This is a genomic window from Desulfocucumis palustris, assembly GCF_002933875.1.
In the GTDB taxonomy this organism is placed as follows: domain Bacteria; phylum Bacillota; class Desulfotomaculia; order Desulfotomaculales; family Desulfocucumaceae; genus Desulfocucumis; species Desulfocucumis palustris.
Genome location: NZ_BFAV01000162.1, coordinates 38,359 through 53,019, shown reverse-complemented (window position 1 = coordinate 53,019; position 14,661 = coordinate 38,359). Strand labels below are relative to the sequence as shown.

General features: G+C 48.8%; 17 protein-coding genes. 16 read left to right on the top strand and 1 reads right to left on the bottom strand.

The genetic code is table 11. The features are described from left to right. Positions 1 to 22 precede the first annotated feature (22 nt). The 12 genes from DCCM_RS16585 to DCCM_RS16530 all read left to right on the top strand — a co-directional run bounded on the left by DCCM_RS16585 (position 23) and on the right by DCCM_RS16530 (position 6,753). Positions 23 to 217 (top strand): hypothetical protein, encoded by a 195-nt coding sequence (locus tag DCCM_RS16585; RefSeq protein WP_104373503.1) that lies wholly within the window; start codon positions 23 to 25, stop codon positions 215 to 217. Between the two features lie 36 nt (positions 218 to 253). After that, entirely contained in the window at positions 254 to 652 is a 399-nt protein-coding gene (locus DCCM_RS16580) for a single-stranded DNA-binding protein (protein WP_104373502.1), read from the top strand. A gap of 85 nt (positions 653 to 737) precedes the next feature. Then, the gene (locus DCCM_RS16575; RefSeq protein WP_165792222.1) at positions 738 to 3,014 is read left to right on the top strand and encodes a ParB/RepB/Spo0J family partition protein; all 2,277 of its coding nucleotides are present in this window, start codon (positions 738 to 740) and stop codon (positions 3,012 to 3,014) included. Then, positions 3,015 to 3,152, top strand: coding sequence for an aspartyl-phosphate phosphatase Spo0E family protein (locus tag DCCM_RS16570; RefSeq protein ID WP_104373500.1), 138 nt, complete (start codon positions 3,015 to 3,017; stop codon positions 3,150 to 3,152). Positions 3,153 to 3,199: 47 nt separating this feature from the next. Next, entirely contained in the window at positions 3,200 to 3,508 is a 309-nt protein-coding gene (locus tag DCCM_RS16565; RefSeq protein ID WP_104373499.1) for a hypothetical protein, read from the top strand. A gap of 93 nt (positions 3,509 to 3,601) precedes the next feature. Beyond that, positions 3,602 to 3,862: a hypothetical protein gene (locus DCCM_RS16560; RefSeq protein ID WP_104373498.1), complete on the top strand. Its 261-nt coding sequence runs from the start codon at positions 3,602 to 3,604 to the stop codon at positions 3,860 to 3,862. Between the two features lie 3 nt (positions 3,863 to 3,865). Beyond that, positions 3,866 to 4,504 carry an HNH endonuclease signature motif containing protein gene (locus DCCM_RS16555; protein ID WP_104373497.1) on the top strand — a complete coding sequence of 213 codons (639 nt, stop codon included), beginning with the start codon at positions 3,866 to 3,868 and terminating at the stop codon, positions 4,502 to 4,504. 56 nt (positions 4,505 to 4,560) lie between these two features. Further along, entirely contained in the window at positions 4,561 to 4,977 is a 417-nt protein-coding gene (locus tag DCCM_RS16550; RefSeq protein WP_104373496.1) for a hypothetical protein, read from the top strand. Positions 4,978 to 5,024: 47 nt separating this feature from the next. After that, the gene (locus tag DCCM_RS16545; protein WP_104373495.1) at positions 5,025 to 5,342 is read left to right on the top strand and encodes a hypothetical protein; all 318 of its coding nucleotides are present in this window, start codon (positions 5,025 to 5,027) and stop codon (positions 5,340 to 5,342) included. 31 nt (positions 5,343 to 5,373) lie between these two features. Beyond that, positions 5,374 to 5,634 (top strand): hypothetical protein, encoded by a 261-nt coding sequence (locus tag DCCM_RS16540; RefSeq protein WP_104373494.1) that lies wholly within the window; start codon positions 5,374 to 5,376, stop codon positions 5,632 to 5,634. Positions 5,635 to 5,676: 42 nt separating this feature from the next. Further along, positions 5,677 to 6,123: a hypothetical protein gene (locus tag DCCM_RS16535; protein WP_104373493.1), complete on the top strand. Its 447-nt coding sequence runs from the start codon at positions 5,677 to 5,679 to the stop codon at positions 6,121 to 6,123. 420 nt (positions 6,124 to 6,543) lie between these two features. Then, positions 6,544 to 6,753, top strand: a complete 210-nt coding sequence (locus DCCM_RS16530; protein ID WP_104373492.1) for a hypothetical protein — start codon at positions 6,544 to 6,546, stop codon at positions 6,751 to 6,753. Positions 6,754 to 7,160: 407 nt separating this feature from the next. Here the strand turns inward: DCCM_RS16530 and DCCM_RS16520 are convergent, their stop codons facing one another. Continuing rightward, positions 7,161 to 8,351 (bottom strand): DNA polymerase IV, encoded by a 1,191-nt coding sequence (locus DCCM_RS16520; protein WP_104373491.1) that lies wholly within the window; start codon positions 8,349 to 8,351, stop codon positions 7,161 to 7,163. 191 nt (positions 8,352 to 8,542) lie between these two features. On the opposite strand from DCCM_RS16520, the gene DCCM_RS16515 reads away from it, so the two are divergent. The 4 genes from DCCM_RS16515 to mobP3 all read left to right on the top strand — a co-directional run bounded on the left by DCCM_RS16515 (position 8,543) and on the right by mobP3 (position 14,604). Further along, positions 8,543 to 9,475 carry a tyrosine-type recombinase/integrase gene (locus DCCM_RS16515; RefSeq protein ID WP_104373490.1) on the top strand — a complete coding sequence of 311 codons (933 nt, stop codon included), beginning with the start codon at positions 8,543 to 8,545 and terminating at the stop codon, positions 9,473 to 9,475. Between the two features lie 233 nt (positions 9,476 to 9,708). Beyond that, positions 9,709 to 10,044 (top strand): hypothetical protein, encoded by a 336-nt coding sequence (locus DCCM_RS16510; protein ID WP_104373489.1) that lies wholly within the window; start codon positions 9,709 to 9,711, stop codon positions 10,042 to 10,044. A 475-nt stretch (positions 10,045 to 10,519) separates the two neighbouring features. Further along, the gene (locus DCCM_RS16500) at positions 10,520 to 10,816 is read left to right on the top strand and encodes a hypothetical protein (protein WP_128739179.1); all 297 of its coding nucleotides are present in this window, start codon (positions 10,520 to 10,522) and stop codon (positions 10,814 to 10,816) included. Then, positions 10,816 to 14,604, top strand: a complete 3,789-nt coding sequence (mobP3, locus tag DCCM_RS16495; protein WP_104373486.1) for a MobP3 family relaxase — start codon at positions 10,816 to 10,818, stop codon at positions 14,602 to 14,604. The genes DCCM_RS16500 and mobP3 overlap by 1 nt, the downstream gene beginning before the upstream one ends. The last annotated feature ends 57 nt before the right edge of the window (positions 14,605 to 14,661 follow it).

Genomic DNA, 14,661 nt, shown 5'->3' with positions numbered 1-14,661 from the left:
TTTAGTATTAAGGATATAAAAGATGCTGATAAAAAGCGGAAGGGAATATAACGGCATGTGGTCTCGGTTTGAGTCGATGCCGGTGATAGGAAGGGGGTATTTTGATGGAATTCAAGGATGTTGGCATCAGATTGCTGTGCTGAGGTATTTGGCCCTGGTCAGGGTGGTGGGTATTTATTCATGGCGCCGAAACATAGTGCGGCAGCTGCTTGCGTGAAATGAAAAGATTTAATTAAAGAAGGGTGGTCAAAAAATGTTTAATAAGATTATTTTGATCGGCAGACTGACCAGGGAGCCTGAATTGCGGTATACTCCCAACGGTACTCCGGTATCCAAGTTCACCTTGGCGGTGGACAGAAGGGTCAGCAAGCAGGGGGAAAAGGAAGCTGATTTTATTGACATCGTTACCTGGCAGAAAAAAGCGGAGGTATGCGCCAACTATCTGGGCAAGGGCCGCCTTGTGGCAGTTGAGGGGCGGCTGCAGATCCGTTCCTATGAGGACAACCAGGGAATCCGCCGCAAGGCTGCGGAGGTTGTGGCGGAAACGGTTAAGTTTTTGGATAGGGCGAAGGAATCCCAGCAGCAGGATGGAGAGGGCCCTGGGCCTGATGATTTTATCAGTGAAAGCAGCTACGATGATACGCCGTTTTAATTGAAGTAGTGTGGGATTGCCGGTTGTGAAGCCGGCAGTCCCTTGTTCCTTTCATATTTTTTTAATGGACGGGGGTGCAGTTTTAATGCCGGACATTTACAAAGAAATATCTCCTGGCTTAATTTATCCCAATCCGCATAATCCGCGTAAGACTTTTGAACCTGAAGCGATGGCTGAATTAGTGGAAAATATTAAGCAGCATGGGGTGATTCAGCCTCTGGTTGTGGTGGCGGATACGGAAAAGGAGCCGCATATGTGGCGTCTGGTTTGTGGTGAACGTCGCTGGAGGGCGGCGGTGGATGCCGGGTTGGACCTGGTGCCGGTGGTGGTTAAGGATTATACGCCGGAGCAGGAACTGGAGGCAATGATTATCGAGAATTGGCAGCGCAAGGATGTTAACCCGGTCGAGGAGGCGAAAGGCCTAAAGACTTTGCTTGATGCCGGCGGGTATACCCAGGAGGAGCTGGCTAAAAAAATCGGATGCAGCCAGGCCCAGATAGCAAATCGTTTGCGTTTATTAGAGCTGCCTGATAGCGTGAAAGAAAATATTTCACGTGGAATAATTTCTGCCGGCGCGGCAAAGGAGTTGCTGGCCTGCAAGAAGGCTGGCCCGGCCGTCATCGAGGCGGTGGCCGAAAAGGCCGCCGAAGAAGGAATGACGGTGAAAGAGGTGGCCCGGGCGGTGGCCAGGGAGGTATGGAATGCTTCCCGCTGTCTGACACCGCCTCCCGCTCATCAGCCGGGCTTGGGCGGTCCCAAGTTTGACACGGACGGCTGCGAAAAGTGCAAGAAAAAGACCATGCTGAAGTATCCTTGGTCCGACGACAGAGAAGAATTGCGTTGCCTGAAGCCGGCCTGCTGGGATGCCAAACAAAAGGAGGCCCAGCAGGCGGCACAAGAGGAGCAGGAGGCCGAGTTGTTTGAAAAGTATCCGGACGCCATCCTTATCGACGACCTGCCGGAGGCTGTCCGGCACTCAAATGTCTGGTTCGGCGACTACTGCCGGGCTAAAGAGTGCGAACACTACAAACTGGGCCGATGGCGCGGCATAGACGGGACGCGGCATATCTGTCTGGCGCCGGATTCCTTCGCGGCCTGCGAAAAAGACTATGAGGCTGGCCAGCGCGAAGCCAGGGACAGAAAGGCGAAAGAAAAAAAGCAGACCGAATCCTCCGCCGAGGCGGAAATTGAGCAACTGGTCAACAAGAAGCTGGATGGCATGACGTTTGCTGACGTCGGCAAGGATGCCCTGATATATATTGCCGGCGCAATGTTGGGTGGTTTTGAGTATCCGGTCCACTGCGACGTTTTTGAATACCTCGAGCGCGTGGCCGGCCCACTTCCGGGGGACTGGGAGGACGGCCTGCCGTGTGACGCCGAGGGGTGGCCGCACCTGCTTGGCGTACTGAAAAACCTGTCCGAAGCCCAGCTCATACGAATTATATTCGAGTGGCCGGCCCTTGCCCTGGGGATGGAAACCGCCGGCATGGTGGAGTGGTTTCTGAAAGGTGTTCCGGCATCGGAAAAAGAGCCGGCGAGAAAAATCAGCAACAGGGTAGGCTGGATTTTGAACAACAGCTGCGGCGACATAAACTACAACACCAACATTCCCCTGCTCACTGACGAGGAGTTAATCTATTGTCTCGAGCATGAAGATCGAACGAGCGGGATGCAAAAGCTTCTCAGGGAAGCTAAAAAACGCGGCATGGATAAAAAACCAAGTCCGAAGACGGAAGCTGATGTCGGCGCGGGCCCGGGGGGAAGGTACCGCTGCGGAACGTGTGATATAGGCCATTGGTACAGTGGGGAATATACCTACACTCAGCACATGGTTTCCAATGGAGATGCCGTTGAGAAACGGCCATGCGAACCGCATACGCATTATTGCTGCGACTTTCTCGACTTTAAGAGAAAAATCGCACCGGACCGAGAGTTTAATCCGGATATAGCTCCAGACTGGTGCCCCCGGAGCGAATGCGCTGAAGAAGACCCTGACGGACACGGCACTTGCCGTGTCTGCGGCTGCACCGATGACGCCGCCTGCCCGGGCGGTTGCTACTGGGTAGAGCCGGACCTGTGCAGCAGGTGCGCGGGAGAGAATATCCAAGAACCCGAGCCTGAGCCGGCTCCCGAGCTCAGGCGCTACCTCGACACCAAAGGCCGTGAATTCTTTGTCTCTGCCGACGGCGAGGAGGAATATGGTACCTTCTGGAAGTCGCACCGTTTCGGCGGTCATTACCGCATGGAATCCCCGGCCATGCCCATGGTGGCCAGCCAGGCGGAAGCGCAGGCCAACCTTGATGCCTGGGCGGTAAAGAATGGGCTGCAGCCGGTACCGGAGAAGCAGGAGGGGGTGGCGTAGATGATGGATAAAATTAAGCTTCGCCTTAAAATCGAACGTCTGCGCCGGCGTATGTACAATATGAAAGATAATAGCCGCCGTCTAAGGGTCAGCCAGGATTTGGACAGGCTTATCAACGAGTATATGAAGAATGTTTAATTCTTTTACAATAGTATATTTTTCTTGAAATGCGAAGGAGTGAAACAATGAAATTTTATAGTGATGATTATTACACCGTTGTAGCCAAAAATAGGAAAGAAGCTGTTAAATTTTTCATTACTGAAAAATTAACTGATGAGGAAGGGTTAGATGAGATTCAAGAAATAAATCCCGAAAAGAAGAAAATGTTATTCCCAGTGGATGAGTTACCCGAACAATACCATGACGAAGAAATGTATCCCCGAAAAAATTTGTTTGGCGAATACCTTGGAGTTGAAATTACGTTGCAAGAGGCAGTACAATACCACAAAGAAAAACCGCCATATATAATCAGCATGTCTAGCGAATTAATGTAACTGCATACTTCAAATAATATTATGCGGCACCGGCTCGGCAATACCGGTGCTGCACACAATGTTTATGTTGTGCAGTAAGGAGGAGTGTGAAAAATGAGGAACACTCTTGGCGATTTGAACAACCATTTATTCGCCCAGTTGGAGCGCCTGAGTGATGAGGAGTTGAAGGGAGAAGAGCTGAAGGAAGAAATGGCGAGAGCCAAAGCAGTTACGGGCTTGGCGTCGCAAATCATAGCCAATGGTACGCTGGTGCTGAAGGCGAGGGCATTACAACTTGAGTATGTTGGCGATGACGATGGCAGCGGCGAAAAGAAAATGCCCAAGATGCTGAAGGCGCAATTTTTAAAGGAGTAGCGTATGAACCGGAAATATACCCAGGAACACATAGATTATGTAGCGGCCAATATACAAGGATGCCCCTTTAAAGAGCTGACGGATATGTTTAACAGACGTTTTGGGATGAACCTAAAAGTTTCAGCTATGATTTCACTGGCCGACCGTCACGGCCTGCATAACGGGCGCGACACAAGGATACTGCCTGACGGGACTCTGCTCGGCGTGGAAACCCGGTTCAGGCCGGGCCTCACCCCCTGGAATAAAGGCATGAAAGGCTTTAACTGCGGGGGCAAGGAGACCCAGTTTAAAAAAGGCAACAAACCTGCCAACTGGGTACCGATAGGCTCCGAAAGAGTAAATGGGGACGGCTATATAGACATAAAAGTTGACGACGGCAAGCTGCAAAAGAACTGGAAAGGTAAGCATATCCTAATCTGGGAAGAGCATAACGGCCCTATTCCGCCGGGTCATGTGGTTATTTTTGGGGACGGCAATAATAGAAATTTTAATCCGGAGAACCTTCTTTTAGTGTCACGTGCGCAATTGGTTAGACTGAACCAAATGAAGATGATCCAGGAGGACGCCGAACTGACGAAGGCAGGGATCGCCATCGCGGATATCTGCAACAAAATCGGAGAACGGAAAAGAGCTAAAGTTTAAGTCGCATTTCAACAATTCGGTGAAGGTTATTTAACGCAATAAAGGAGTTGGAAAATTTGTTAGAAAAAAGCGTTGCCGGTATGAATGTACTTCATGTTCTTGAGGGCCTATCGAGAGAAGAGTGCTTGAAGGTATTGTCTGAGGTTATAGAGAGTCTAGGGGATTTAGATTTTATTGCAGAGCTGGTCAGAAAAGACTTCGAACCTACAATTACCGCAAAATCTATGTATGAAAGCAATGCCTATGATGAGGGCGATGAAAGTTCTGGTCATGTGTCTCTTGGTGATGTTCTGGAATTTGCCGAAGATATCCTGACCAAAAGCAGTAACTATAATATATCGTTCAGCCACTTTGTAAGGCCAGAAACAGACGAGGAAAGAGAGGAAAACGGGCATACAGCGGTTGATACATGGTATACCGAAGACGAAAGAACTAAAATTGGCGATCTGGAATTGCAGTTTGAAACAGCATAATGTACATTTCAATAAACACGACGAATGTTAGCATTGGGGGTTATGTTTTGGAACCAGAATATCTAATAAAGGCGTTAAGAGATACAGATTCTTATATAGAAATGATCTATCTTAACGGCGGCTGCTATCGCTTTTACAAGTTTTTAAAGAGCATATTTCCAAAGGCTGAACCCTATATAAACCCAAGGAAAGATCATGTTGTTACTAAAATAGGAGATAACTTTTATGATATTAGGGGTAAGGCAGATGGGATGTTTTTACCGCTATTAGAGCAGGACATTAAAATGTGCGAAGAGTGGAGTTTTGCAAGAAATAACTGGTTATATAGAGAGTGCCCATTGTGCAATGAACCTATAATTGCTTGATGCACACTCCAATAAGATTGGAGGATTAGTTATGGCGAAAGAGCTTCTTTGGTCTGAAGATATGGATTATGTTTATGGCTGGAAAAAAGATTTTGAAAGCAAGGATGAATTTATAGGCGAAGTTAAAAAGCAATACGAAGATGGAGAGTGTGAGGTTGTGAATGTTAAGATTGAGCCTTGCATTGCTTCTGAAGAAGGCATTCCTGGGGATAAGGTTATACCGCTGGCATTAACCGATGTGGTTATTGAAAACTTTTACACTGCCCAGGTTCAACCAATTAATGAAGAATAGCTGCGCATTTCAATAAAAATGTGAAGGGAGTAATTTGTTTTTATGAAGATTTATATAAGTGCTTCGTGGAAAAAGCGCGAAGAAGTTAGGACGCTGGCAAATAAACTACGGAAACTCGGGCACGAGGTCTTTGACTTCACGGACCATAGGCGGCGGAATGCGCCGGAAATACCGCCAGAAAAGTTTCCGGAACAATTTGATCCTGAAAAACATGATTATCATGACTATCTGGACCGGCCTGAGTTTAGATTCACCATGAGGGAGAATTATCAGGCCATTGCCTGGTCAGATATAATAATTCTCCTCCTGCCCTGTGGTCTGGATGCTACCGCTGGCTGGGCGTTGGGAGTTGGGATGGGTAAACGCTCAATTATCGTTGGCAACCCAGGTGCGGGGGTGCGTTGCCCCACTCATTTATGGGCAGATGTTTTCACGGGGTCTATCGACGAAGTTATTCAAAGGTTTAGTTGGAGCATATTGACATCTTAATAAACATTTCAAAGAAAATGTGCTGTAGTGACCGAGCAGAAAGCGAGTGAAAAAATTGGAGAAAATGGTATTGCCTCGGTATTTGATAGTAGACAAAGACCACGGAGAACACCGAAATTTATGGGGTGTTGTTAGACGTAGAATCTCAATCCATTCGGTACGACATTGCAAGGTCTGGGCAGAAGCAGCACTTTCGCAGCTTATCAGTTTATATCCGGAAAAAGAGTATCGCATAGAGGAGACCACATACGAAACATACCGCGATCTTTCCGTTGACGATTGTTTAGTATGCCCAGTTGGGAGATGTAAAGATGTTAAAACCATAGAGTGCTGCACACTTCAAAGATGTGGCGACTGGGGAAATGATTCTAGCGATGGTGCAGCACATGTTATTTTTATGAAGAAGGAGTTGGAACGGTATTGATAAACTGGGAATTGCTTGACATGGCGTTTGGCGGAGATTCACCGCCAATACAATACGATGGTACGGATGGAGATCTTCGAAAGCAGCTTCAGAACCACGGTTTTGAGAATCCGCACATCGAAAAAATTATATCCAATGCAAGGTTATTAAGAAGGGTTGTTGGCGGAAACTACAGAGGACAGTTTTACGGTCAACACGACAGATGATGTTTGGCCGCACCCCAAGACAGGGAAGCCGTGCGGTGAGGGAGGTCAGACTGTCCATGGGAATAGTGGCCCGGAAGTGGGGTGATGTCGGCACTGGAGGTGGAAATAAAATCAGGAGATATAATACCTAACACCTGGGATGAAACCTTATGCAGGCCGTGTTCTCTGGGCTATTTTTAAGACACTGCTCTAGCCCCTCCAGACCCACGCGCCTAACGATGTCCATTACCTGCACAGTGTCCGGTACTTTTTCCCGCCGGCTGTTGTAAGCTCTAATATTGACCAAGCATCCTTTTTTTGCTTCGGATTTGCCTTGGATCGTAACAAAAAAAATGCAGTCCTTGCAGCGGTGGATGGCCAAATTTCTCATCTCCGGCAGGAATAACCGGTGCTTTTCCCATAGTGTGTTATCTTTGCTGGCCAAATACGCTCACCTCCATCAGGGAAACACCTCTGGTAATGGCCTTTTCGCCGAAGCGGTCCCGTATTTTGTCGCAGGCCAGGGCCAGTTCCAGCCGACGGCTCTTCTGGCCGAATATATCGTATTGAATGGCGCCGCACCTAGTCAGCTTGTCAAGGGAGACGCCCACAAGCCTCACCGGCCAAGACTCGTTCCAGTGCCTGTGCAGGAGTAGACAGACGTTGTGATATATGTCGTCGGCTAGGTTGGTATAGGGCATGCTCCGGGATCTGGACAGAGAACAGAATTGGGCGTCCCGCAGGGTCAGGGTAACCGTACGTCCCAGGTAACCTCCCTGGCGCACCCGGCGAGCCACCATTTCGCTGAGTTCCAGCATTACCACCTTTATTTCTTTAAATCCCTTTAGATCCCTGGGCAGTGTCCGCTGTTGCCCCATACTTTTGGAGGTGTCCAGGGAACCCGGAACCACTGGGCTATAATCCCGAGCGTGGGCGCAAGACCAAAGCGTTTCCCCATTTTTGCCCCATCTCTTTTTTAATATCTCCAGGGGGAAATTGGCCAGGTCTTCGATTGTGCGGATGTTGTATCGGCGCAGGTGTTTTTCGTACTTGGGCCCAATGCCAAATAATTTCCTAACGGGCTGCGGCCAGAAGATCCTTTTAAAATCCTCGGCGGTTTCCAAGATGGTAAGCCCATCCGGCTTTTGCAAACCTGCCGCCATTTTGGCGATTAGTTTGTTTGGGCCTATTCCTACGCTGCAATATACGCCCACTTCCAGGCGGATTCGCTCTTTCAGTGCTCGGGCTATGTATTCCGGTGTTTTCCAGAGGTGTAGCACACCGGTGAGGTCAGCGAATGCCTCATCGATGGAAAAAGGTTCTATTTGGTCAGTAATATCTCGCATTATCCCCAGGATCATACTGGAGAGTTCCATATACAGCGGATAGTCCGGCCTGAAATAATGGGCGTGCGGACATAGCTTTCTTGCATCCCAAATGCCCATACCGGTTTTTACGCCCAGGGCCTTTGCGGGATATGAGGCGGCCAATACAATGCCCGTTCTTTTTTGGGGATCACCGGCCACAATAACTTCTTTGCCCTGGAGTTCGGGTTGAACTGCCTGATGACAACTGGCAAAAAAGCTGTTCATATCAGCAAGTAAAATCACTCTTTTCATAGTACATATACACCACCAAACAAATGTTCTGTGCTGTATATTATATTTTTATGAGGCGAGGTCGTCAATTGGTAATATATAGAACATTGATGTTCAATAGAAAAGTAATTGGTGGTATAAAGAATATACCTTCTTTATACCTAATGCTTTTAAGTTGATTTTAAAGCCCAGTTAAATAGGGGTGGAATAAATTGCCACAAGTTAATTATCTTAAGAAATTTGGTATAAAGAATTTGGATTGCCTCCTGGACGGTTTTAAAGCCCATCTGCAGTTCACTGATAGAAGTGCTTCATCTGATACTTATTTGGGAATTGTTAAAGCTTTTGCTGGGTGGATGAACACTAAGTACGGTGACTTTAACCCAGCCAGCGTTTCTCCCCTTGATGTTACGGAGTACAGAGGCTATTTACAGAACCAGAAGGGGCGCAAGGGTAAACCGATGTCCCCGTTGACGATAAACAAGAAGATCGTCAGTTTGAGAGTATTTTTTACTTGGCTTGAGAAGAGTGGCCAGGTGAGAGATAATCCTGTGTCTGGAGTGAAGCAGATTGCTTTGGCTAACAAGTCCGTTCCTAAGTGGCTTAACCGGAATGAACAGGCTGCTTTGATTCATGCAGTCCAGGATGGTGGTAACCTGCGGGATATGGCCATTGTAGGCATAATGCTTCACGCAGGCCTTCGGGTGAGTGAAGTATTTGTCCTAGACAGGGCCGATATTGAGATTTCCCATCGAAAGGGTGTTGTCCGGGTTAGAAGGGGCAAGGGAAACAAGTACCGGGAGGTGCCTTTAAATAAAACTATAAGAAAAATACTTGTGGACTGGATGAATATGAACCCGAATCAGGAAGTTCCACTGTTTCCCAACCGTTACGGAAGGGCCATTGGTGTCCAGGGGATCGAAAAACTTTTCAGTTATTATGTTAATCGGGCCAGGCCAAAACTGGATAATGTTACTCCCCATTCGCTGCGTCACACTTTTTGCAAAAACTTGATTGACTCAGGGGTTTCCCTTGACCAGGTGGCCATGCTTGCCGGGCATAGTTCCATGGATGTCACCAAAAGATATACCGCACCATCCATGAATGATTTACAGGCGGCAGTGGAAAAGACGGCTTGGGAATAAATTGCACTCTGTTATATATTGTGCCATTTGCTTATCGCTTGTATTTATTAACTTTTTCAGACTTTTTTTGCCTCTTTGTGCCACGGTGTTTATACCTGTGGCACGTTTTCATTTTCTATGAGTCTTTTTATCAGTATTATCAATGGTTTGAGCCGTGGCAGCATTTTGTGGCACAAATTCTAAAATTATTCCCGTGAAGCCTTGAGTTTCTAGGGCTGGAGGTGTGGCAGCAGATGAAAAAATTCAGGGTTATGTTTGCTCTCTCTAATGAGTGTGCAGAAAAGTTTGATGCGATTGAAAACAAATCGGAATATGTTTCGCTGGCTGTTGAGTGGTACTTGAAATTTGGCGTTGATTTCATTGATCGCATTAGGAGCATTGAATCTATTTTAAAAGAAAAATGTGATCTTAAAGGTCATCAGGAAGAGGTGATTATCAAGAGAATTGATGATTTGGAAGCATCATTGCTAAAAGAACTGGGTTTCCAGGGAGCAGAAAGCCTGAAAGACAGGAATGCCGTCCGGGAAGAGCTTGCCAAACTCCGTCGAAAGCTCTTTCTTAACGACTAATCGGGGGCAGGCCTGGACAGTCTGGCAGGATGAATGTCAACCCTCTGGGGGCTGGATGCTGATCAGGAGGTGTCTTGAATGTGGAGCAGTTCTATGAACGGGTATGTGCCCGTGATGGAGTTGTTTTTTTTTTCGGTCCCGCAGGCTGGCGGGGGCAGAATTATTGACTGCATTTCAATCGCTTTTTCGGGGGTCTACGGCCTCCGATTTTTAAGGCAGGATAAGGCGCGGTGCCCGCGCTTATCACACATGCCCGGCAGAGCCGGGCAGAAAAGATTTTGAGGATTTTCAATAGAGGTTCTCTTGATGTGTTAGAGATTCTACTGCGGTTCTCTCTTTACTTAAAAGCTAGGAATATCACGGCATGAAAGGAGATTCTTTAGTGAATCAAAACAAACTAAAACCAATTACTATTCGTCTTCCATTAGATATTTACAGAAATTTGCAGTGTATTGGAAATGAACGTGGTGAGTCTGTGGCGGTAATTGTCAGAAGAATTATTAGTGAGGCCCTGGCATCTGATGCAGCTGTATCCTCATTGGATATTATCAGAAGTGCCACCAGGGAGGTTATCAGAAACGAGGTAAAGCCATTGGAGAACCGCCTTGCCAAATTGAATGCCAAAACTGGCATGGCAAGCGCTACTGCAATGTTTATGCTTGTTCAAACCCTGGATGATCTGGGTAAACATGATTGTGTGGAGATATATGAAAAGAGTCGCAAGAAGGCGCACGCCTATTTGAAAGAGCGCAACGATCATGAGGTGTTTTGATGAGAGCGCCTTTTATTTTTAAAATGTCCTTTTATAAACCCGGTGATGGCAACGAGGCTAAAAATGCGTGTCATATTCTTTATATCGGTACCAGGCCTGGGGCTGATAGAGGCGAGGGCGATGTGGAGATCGGAGACAAGGAGTCCAGTTTTTATTATAAATACTTTGTTAAATATGATGAGGATGAGGCGGCAAAGCATGTCAAATATGCCTCTGAGCGGCCCAGAAGCCACGGTCTGTTCGGTCGGGATGAAAAAAATGTTCCCGATCTCGAAGCAGTACAAAATGAGTTGTGGCGGCATAAAGGTATCGTCTGGCGGGCTGTTTTATCCTTGCGTGAAGATGATGCCATTCGTATGGGATATGACAATAGGAAGGCCTGGGAGGATGCACTGCGGGCTTCAGTCCCCGAGGCTGCTGGAAAGATGGGCATTTCCGAGGAAAATCTGCGCTGGGTGGCCGCATTTCATGCCGAACCGGGGCACCCTCACTGTCACCTTGTATTCTGGGAAGCCAAGCCTGAGAGGACGCGCGGCGTATTAAGCAAGGGCAAAAGTAGCGGCGAACTAATAGATGTGAGGAAGGTTTTTGTCCAGCGGATATTAGCCGGGGAAAGGGCCAGGCTAGGCGGTGAAAAGACGTTGTTGCGTGATATGGTTAGAGATTTCGGGAGGAATGACGTAAGGGAACTTCTTAAAGAGATGAGGTCGGAACAAAATTACGTGCGTTCAATTGACGGCGCTGCTGGCAGGGTTTCGCCCAGGCTGAACGATGATGTCAGGGCCGCATTGAGTGAAAAGCTTGAGCAGATTGCCGGCATGTTGCCAGGTAAGGGCCGGGTTGCTTTAAAATATATGCCGCCTGAAGTGAAGGAAAAGCTTCGTGATGTGGCTGATTGGCTGCTGAAACAGCCTGGATTTTCCGAATCTGTCGGGCGATATGTTGAGATAGCCCGGGAGATGGCCAGCCACTATTCTCATAATGTTCATTCGCTTGACGAGTCAGGCAGGAATGCTTATGAAGACCTTCGGGATAGGCTCAGCCAAGATTTGCTGAAAGGTGCCGTTGAAATTGGAAAAGTGGAAAGGGCAAGCGATTCTTCATGTGATGATTTAGTTAAAGACGGGGGAAGTTTGGAAGGCTTTGAAGGTGATGCGGAGCCGCCTGAACCGGAAAGCGGACAATTGGAAAATTATGTGGAGCCGCTGGAAAGTGAACCGGCAGCAAGTGGTATGGAGCCGAAAGCATCCGGAACAGCGGGTTCCAGCAATGTCATACCCGGTGGAAATGTAAAAGAAGTTTCCGAAAAACTGGTAGAAGATGCCTGGCGAACAGTGGATAGGGCGGTTTTCCGGGTTGATCCTTCTGTACGGCTTTTGAGAGGTGAAATGCCGGCGATTGAGGCCGGCATTAAAGAACAGGTTATCAAAAGCTTGAAAGAAATCTCCGGACTTATTCCGGAGGATTCGTTGAAAGGCAGGATTGCCCTGGCCTATTTACCCCGGGAGGTGAAGGAAAGGGCGCGGGAGGTGGCCGGACAGCTTTTGGAATCAGACGTAACAAAACCGATCATTGAAAAATATTTTAGACTTGCCGGCGGAGGCCAGGGCAGTGACGCCTTCCGCCAAATTAAGGAGCGTGTTGCGGAGCAGGTTGTTGAAAGGGCGGCGGAACTGCTGACCAGGGTAATTCCGCCCGTAATCATGCTGCCTCACAAGGGGCGGGTTGAAGATGCCGTAGCGCTATTAAAAGGCGCTTCAGCCGACTATATTCGCGGTAACATGAAAGAGGTGAAATGGACCGTCGGGTCAATGTACCGCGCTTTGACAATGCTTGGCGTTGATGAGGCCGAAAGAATAACGGCCAACTGGGCGGCGGGAGCTGGCATCAAGGACTTTAAAAAAATACTATCCGATGCTGCTGATGATAAAAAGCGAAAACATATAAGCCGCAAGGGCTGGACCAGGCTACGGGAGAATTTGGGGTTGGAGGATGAGGAATGTCTCTATCCCTGGTTTGGCGTTGTGCAGGAACAGAAGCAGTTGCCGGAAGAGGGTGGACAGCAGGAGCAGGAGAAGGAAGATATTCCGCATGTTTTGGTTGAGAGTCGCATAGCTTCTGCACTGAATTCTCTTGAAAGCGCTGCGGACAAACCTGGAAGTTATGCAGAGGTATACTGGACTGCCAGGGCTTTCTGCAATACGCTGCATGCACTGGGTGTTGGCGAGGAGGAACGGGCGCGGATTATCAGAGGGTGGGTGGAAAGGTCCGGGGTGGAAGTGTCCGAAGCCAAGCTCCGGGATGTACTGGATAGGGTTACGGTCGCGCCCAGGGAAGGCTTCTGGTTGGGGCGGTCCGGCTGGGTTCGTTTGAGTGTGAATTTGGGTGTTACTGTTCCGGCTGCGGTTCCCTGGAAAATCACAACTTCCCCAGGAAAATATCCGGGTGCCGATAAAAATAAGGTTGCCGGGGAGCTCTGGCGTGACGCCTGGCATACTTCTGAAAGGGCTATCCACCGCCTGGACGGGGGCGGGTGTGAAAGCGTCCCGAAAATAGAGGACGGTTTCAGGGCTGAGATTGCCGGTAAATTGAAGACAATTGCGGACCTTATTCCGGAGGAATCCTTGAAAGGCCGGCTTGCCCTGGCCTACCTGCCCCAGGAGGTGAAGGAAAGGGCGCGGGATTTGGCCGGACAGCTTTTGCAGTCGGGGAAACTTGCCCTGCGCACGGAAAAATTTGTTGAGCAGGTTTGCGCCGACCAGGGTGAGGATGCCGGTAAAGAAGCTTTTCACGAGCTTAAGGAGCGTGTTGCCGAGCAGGTTGTTGGCCGGGCTGTGGAACTGCTGCCCAGGGAAATCCCCCAGGTGGAAATGCTGCCCCATGATGGCCGGGTCCAGGATGCTGTAAAGCGGTTTGAAAGCGCTACCGCCGAATATATCCGCAGTGATATTGATGAGGCTAGGTGGACTGCCGGGACCATGTACCGCGCCCTGGTCCGCCTGGGTGTGGACGGCCAGGCGGCGCGGGAAGCAACTGAAAGGTGGGCTGATGGCGTCGGCCTGAAAAAGGAGGCAGCCAGGGCCATAAGCGGAGAGATTGTAAGGATGGAGTGCATAGCGCAGGAATGTCGGGAGGAAAACAAGCCGGAACCCGTTCACGTCAGCCGCAAGGACTGGACCAGGCTACGGGAGAATCTGGGTATGGAAGAGGAAGAATGCCTTTATCCCTGGTTTGGCATACTGCGCGAACAAGAGCAGTTGCCGGAAAATGAAAAACAGCAGGAGAAAGAAACTATTCCGCATGAGCTTATAGATAAGCGCATTTCCCCGGCTTTACATGCACTTGAAGGCGCTGCCGGAAATCCGGAAAATTATGCCGAGGTATACTGGACACTCCGGACTTTTGCCAATACACTTCATGCCTTGGGAGTAGGAGAAGAAGATAGTGCCCGGATGGTAAGGGGGTGGGTGGAAAGGTCCGGGGTGGAAGTGTCGGAAGCTAGGCTCAGGGACGTATTGGATAGGGTTACTGTGGTTCCAAAGGAGGATTTCTGGCTGGGACGGAGGTCGTGGAACAGATTAACGGAAAACCTTGGTATTCACAACCCGCCGGCATCCCCTTGGCGGGCTAATGTTGACCGGTATGGAAATATAGCGGGACAGTTGTGGAAAGCTGTCTGGAGGAACATGGAGAGAGAGCGAACCAAGCTGGAGGCGAAAAGGCTGGTATTAAAACGTATGAATGATATGAGGCGACAAAGAGCTAAGGAGGGGAGAGAGATTGATTAAAGATGATGGATGTCGAGAGTGTAAAGTAGCACCGATGTAATTAAACCCGGTGCTAAC

Excerpts from the sequence above, each read along its gene's own strand:
- DCCM_RS16560 (WP_104373498.1), top strand. The coding sequence starts at position 3,602 with ATGAGGAACACTCTTGGCGATTTGAACAACCATTTATTCGCCCAGTTG.
- mobP3 (WP_104373486.1), top strand. The coding sequence starts at position 10,816 with ATGAGAGCGCCTTTTATTTTTAAAATGTCCTTTTATAAACCCGGTGAT.
- DCCM_RS16565 (WP_104373499.1), top strand. The coding sequence starts at position 3,200 with ATGAAATTTTATAGTGATGATTATTACACCGTTGTAGCCAAAAATAGG.
- DCCM_RS16570 (WP_104373500.1), top strand. The coding sequence starts at position 3,015 with ATGATGGATAAAATTAAGCTTCGCCTTAAAATCGAACGTCTGCGCCGG.
- DCCM_RS16580 (WP_104373502.1), top strand. The coding sequence starts at position 254 with ATGTTTAATAAGATTATTTTGATCGGCAGACTGACCAGGGAGCCTGAA.
- DCCM_RS16585 (WP_104373503.1), top strand. The coding sequence starts at position 23 with ATGCTGATAAAAAGCGGAAGGGAATATAACGGCATGTGGTCTCGGTTT.
- DCCM_RS16555 (WP_104373497.1), top strand. The coding sequence starts at position 3,866 with ATGAACCGGAAATATACCCAGGAACACATAGATTATGTAGCGGCCAAT.
- DCCM_RS16510 (WP_104373489.1), top strand. The coding sequence starts at position 9,709 with ATGAAAAAATTCAGGGTTATGTTTGCTCTCTCTAATGAGTGTGCAGAA.
- DCCM_RS16520 (WP_104373491.1), bottom strand. The coding sequence starts at position 8,351 with ATGAAAAGAGTGATTTTACTTGCTGATATGAACAGCTTTTTTGCCAGT.
- DCCM_RS16540 (WP_104373494.1), top strand. The coding sequence starts at position 5,374 with ATGGCGAAAGAGCTTCTTTGGTCTGAAGATATGGATTATGTTTATGGC.
- DCCM_RS16535 (WP_104373493.1), top strand. The coding sequence starts at position 5,677 with ATGAAGATTTATATAAGTGCTTCGTGGAAAAAGCGCGAAGAAGTTAGG.
- DCCM_RS16575 (WP_165792222.1), top strand. The coding sequence starts at position 738 with ATGCCGGACATTTACAAAGAAATATCTCCTGGCTTAATTTATCCCAAT.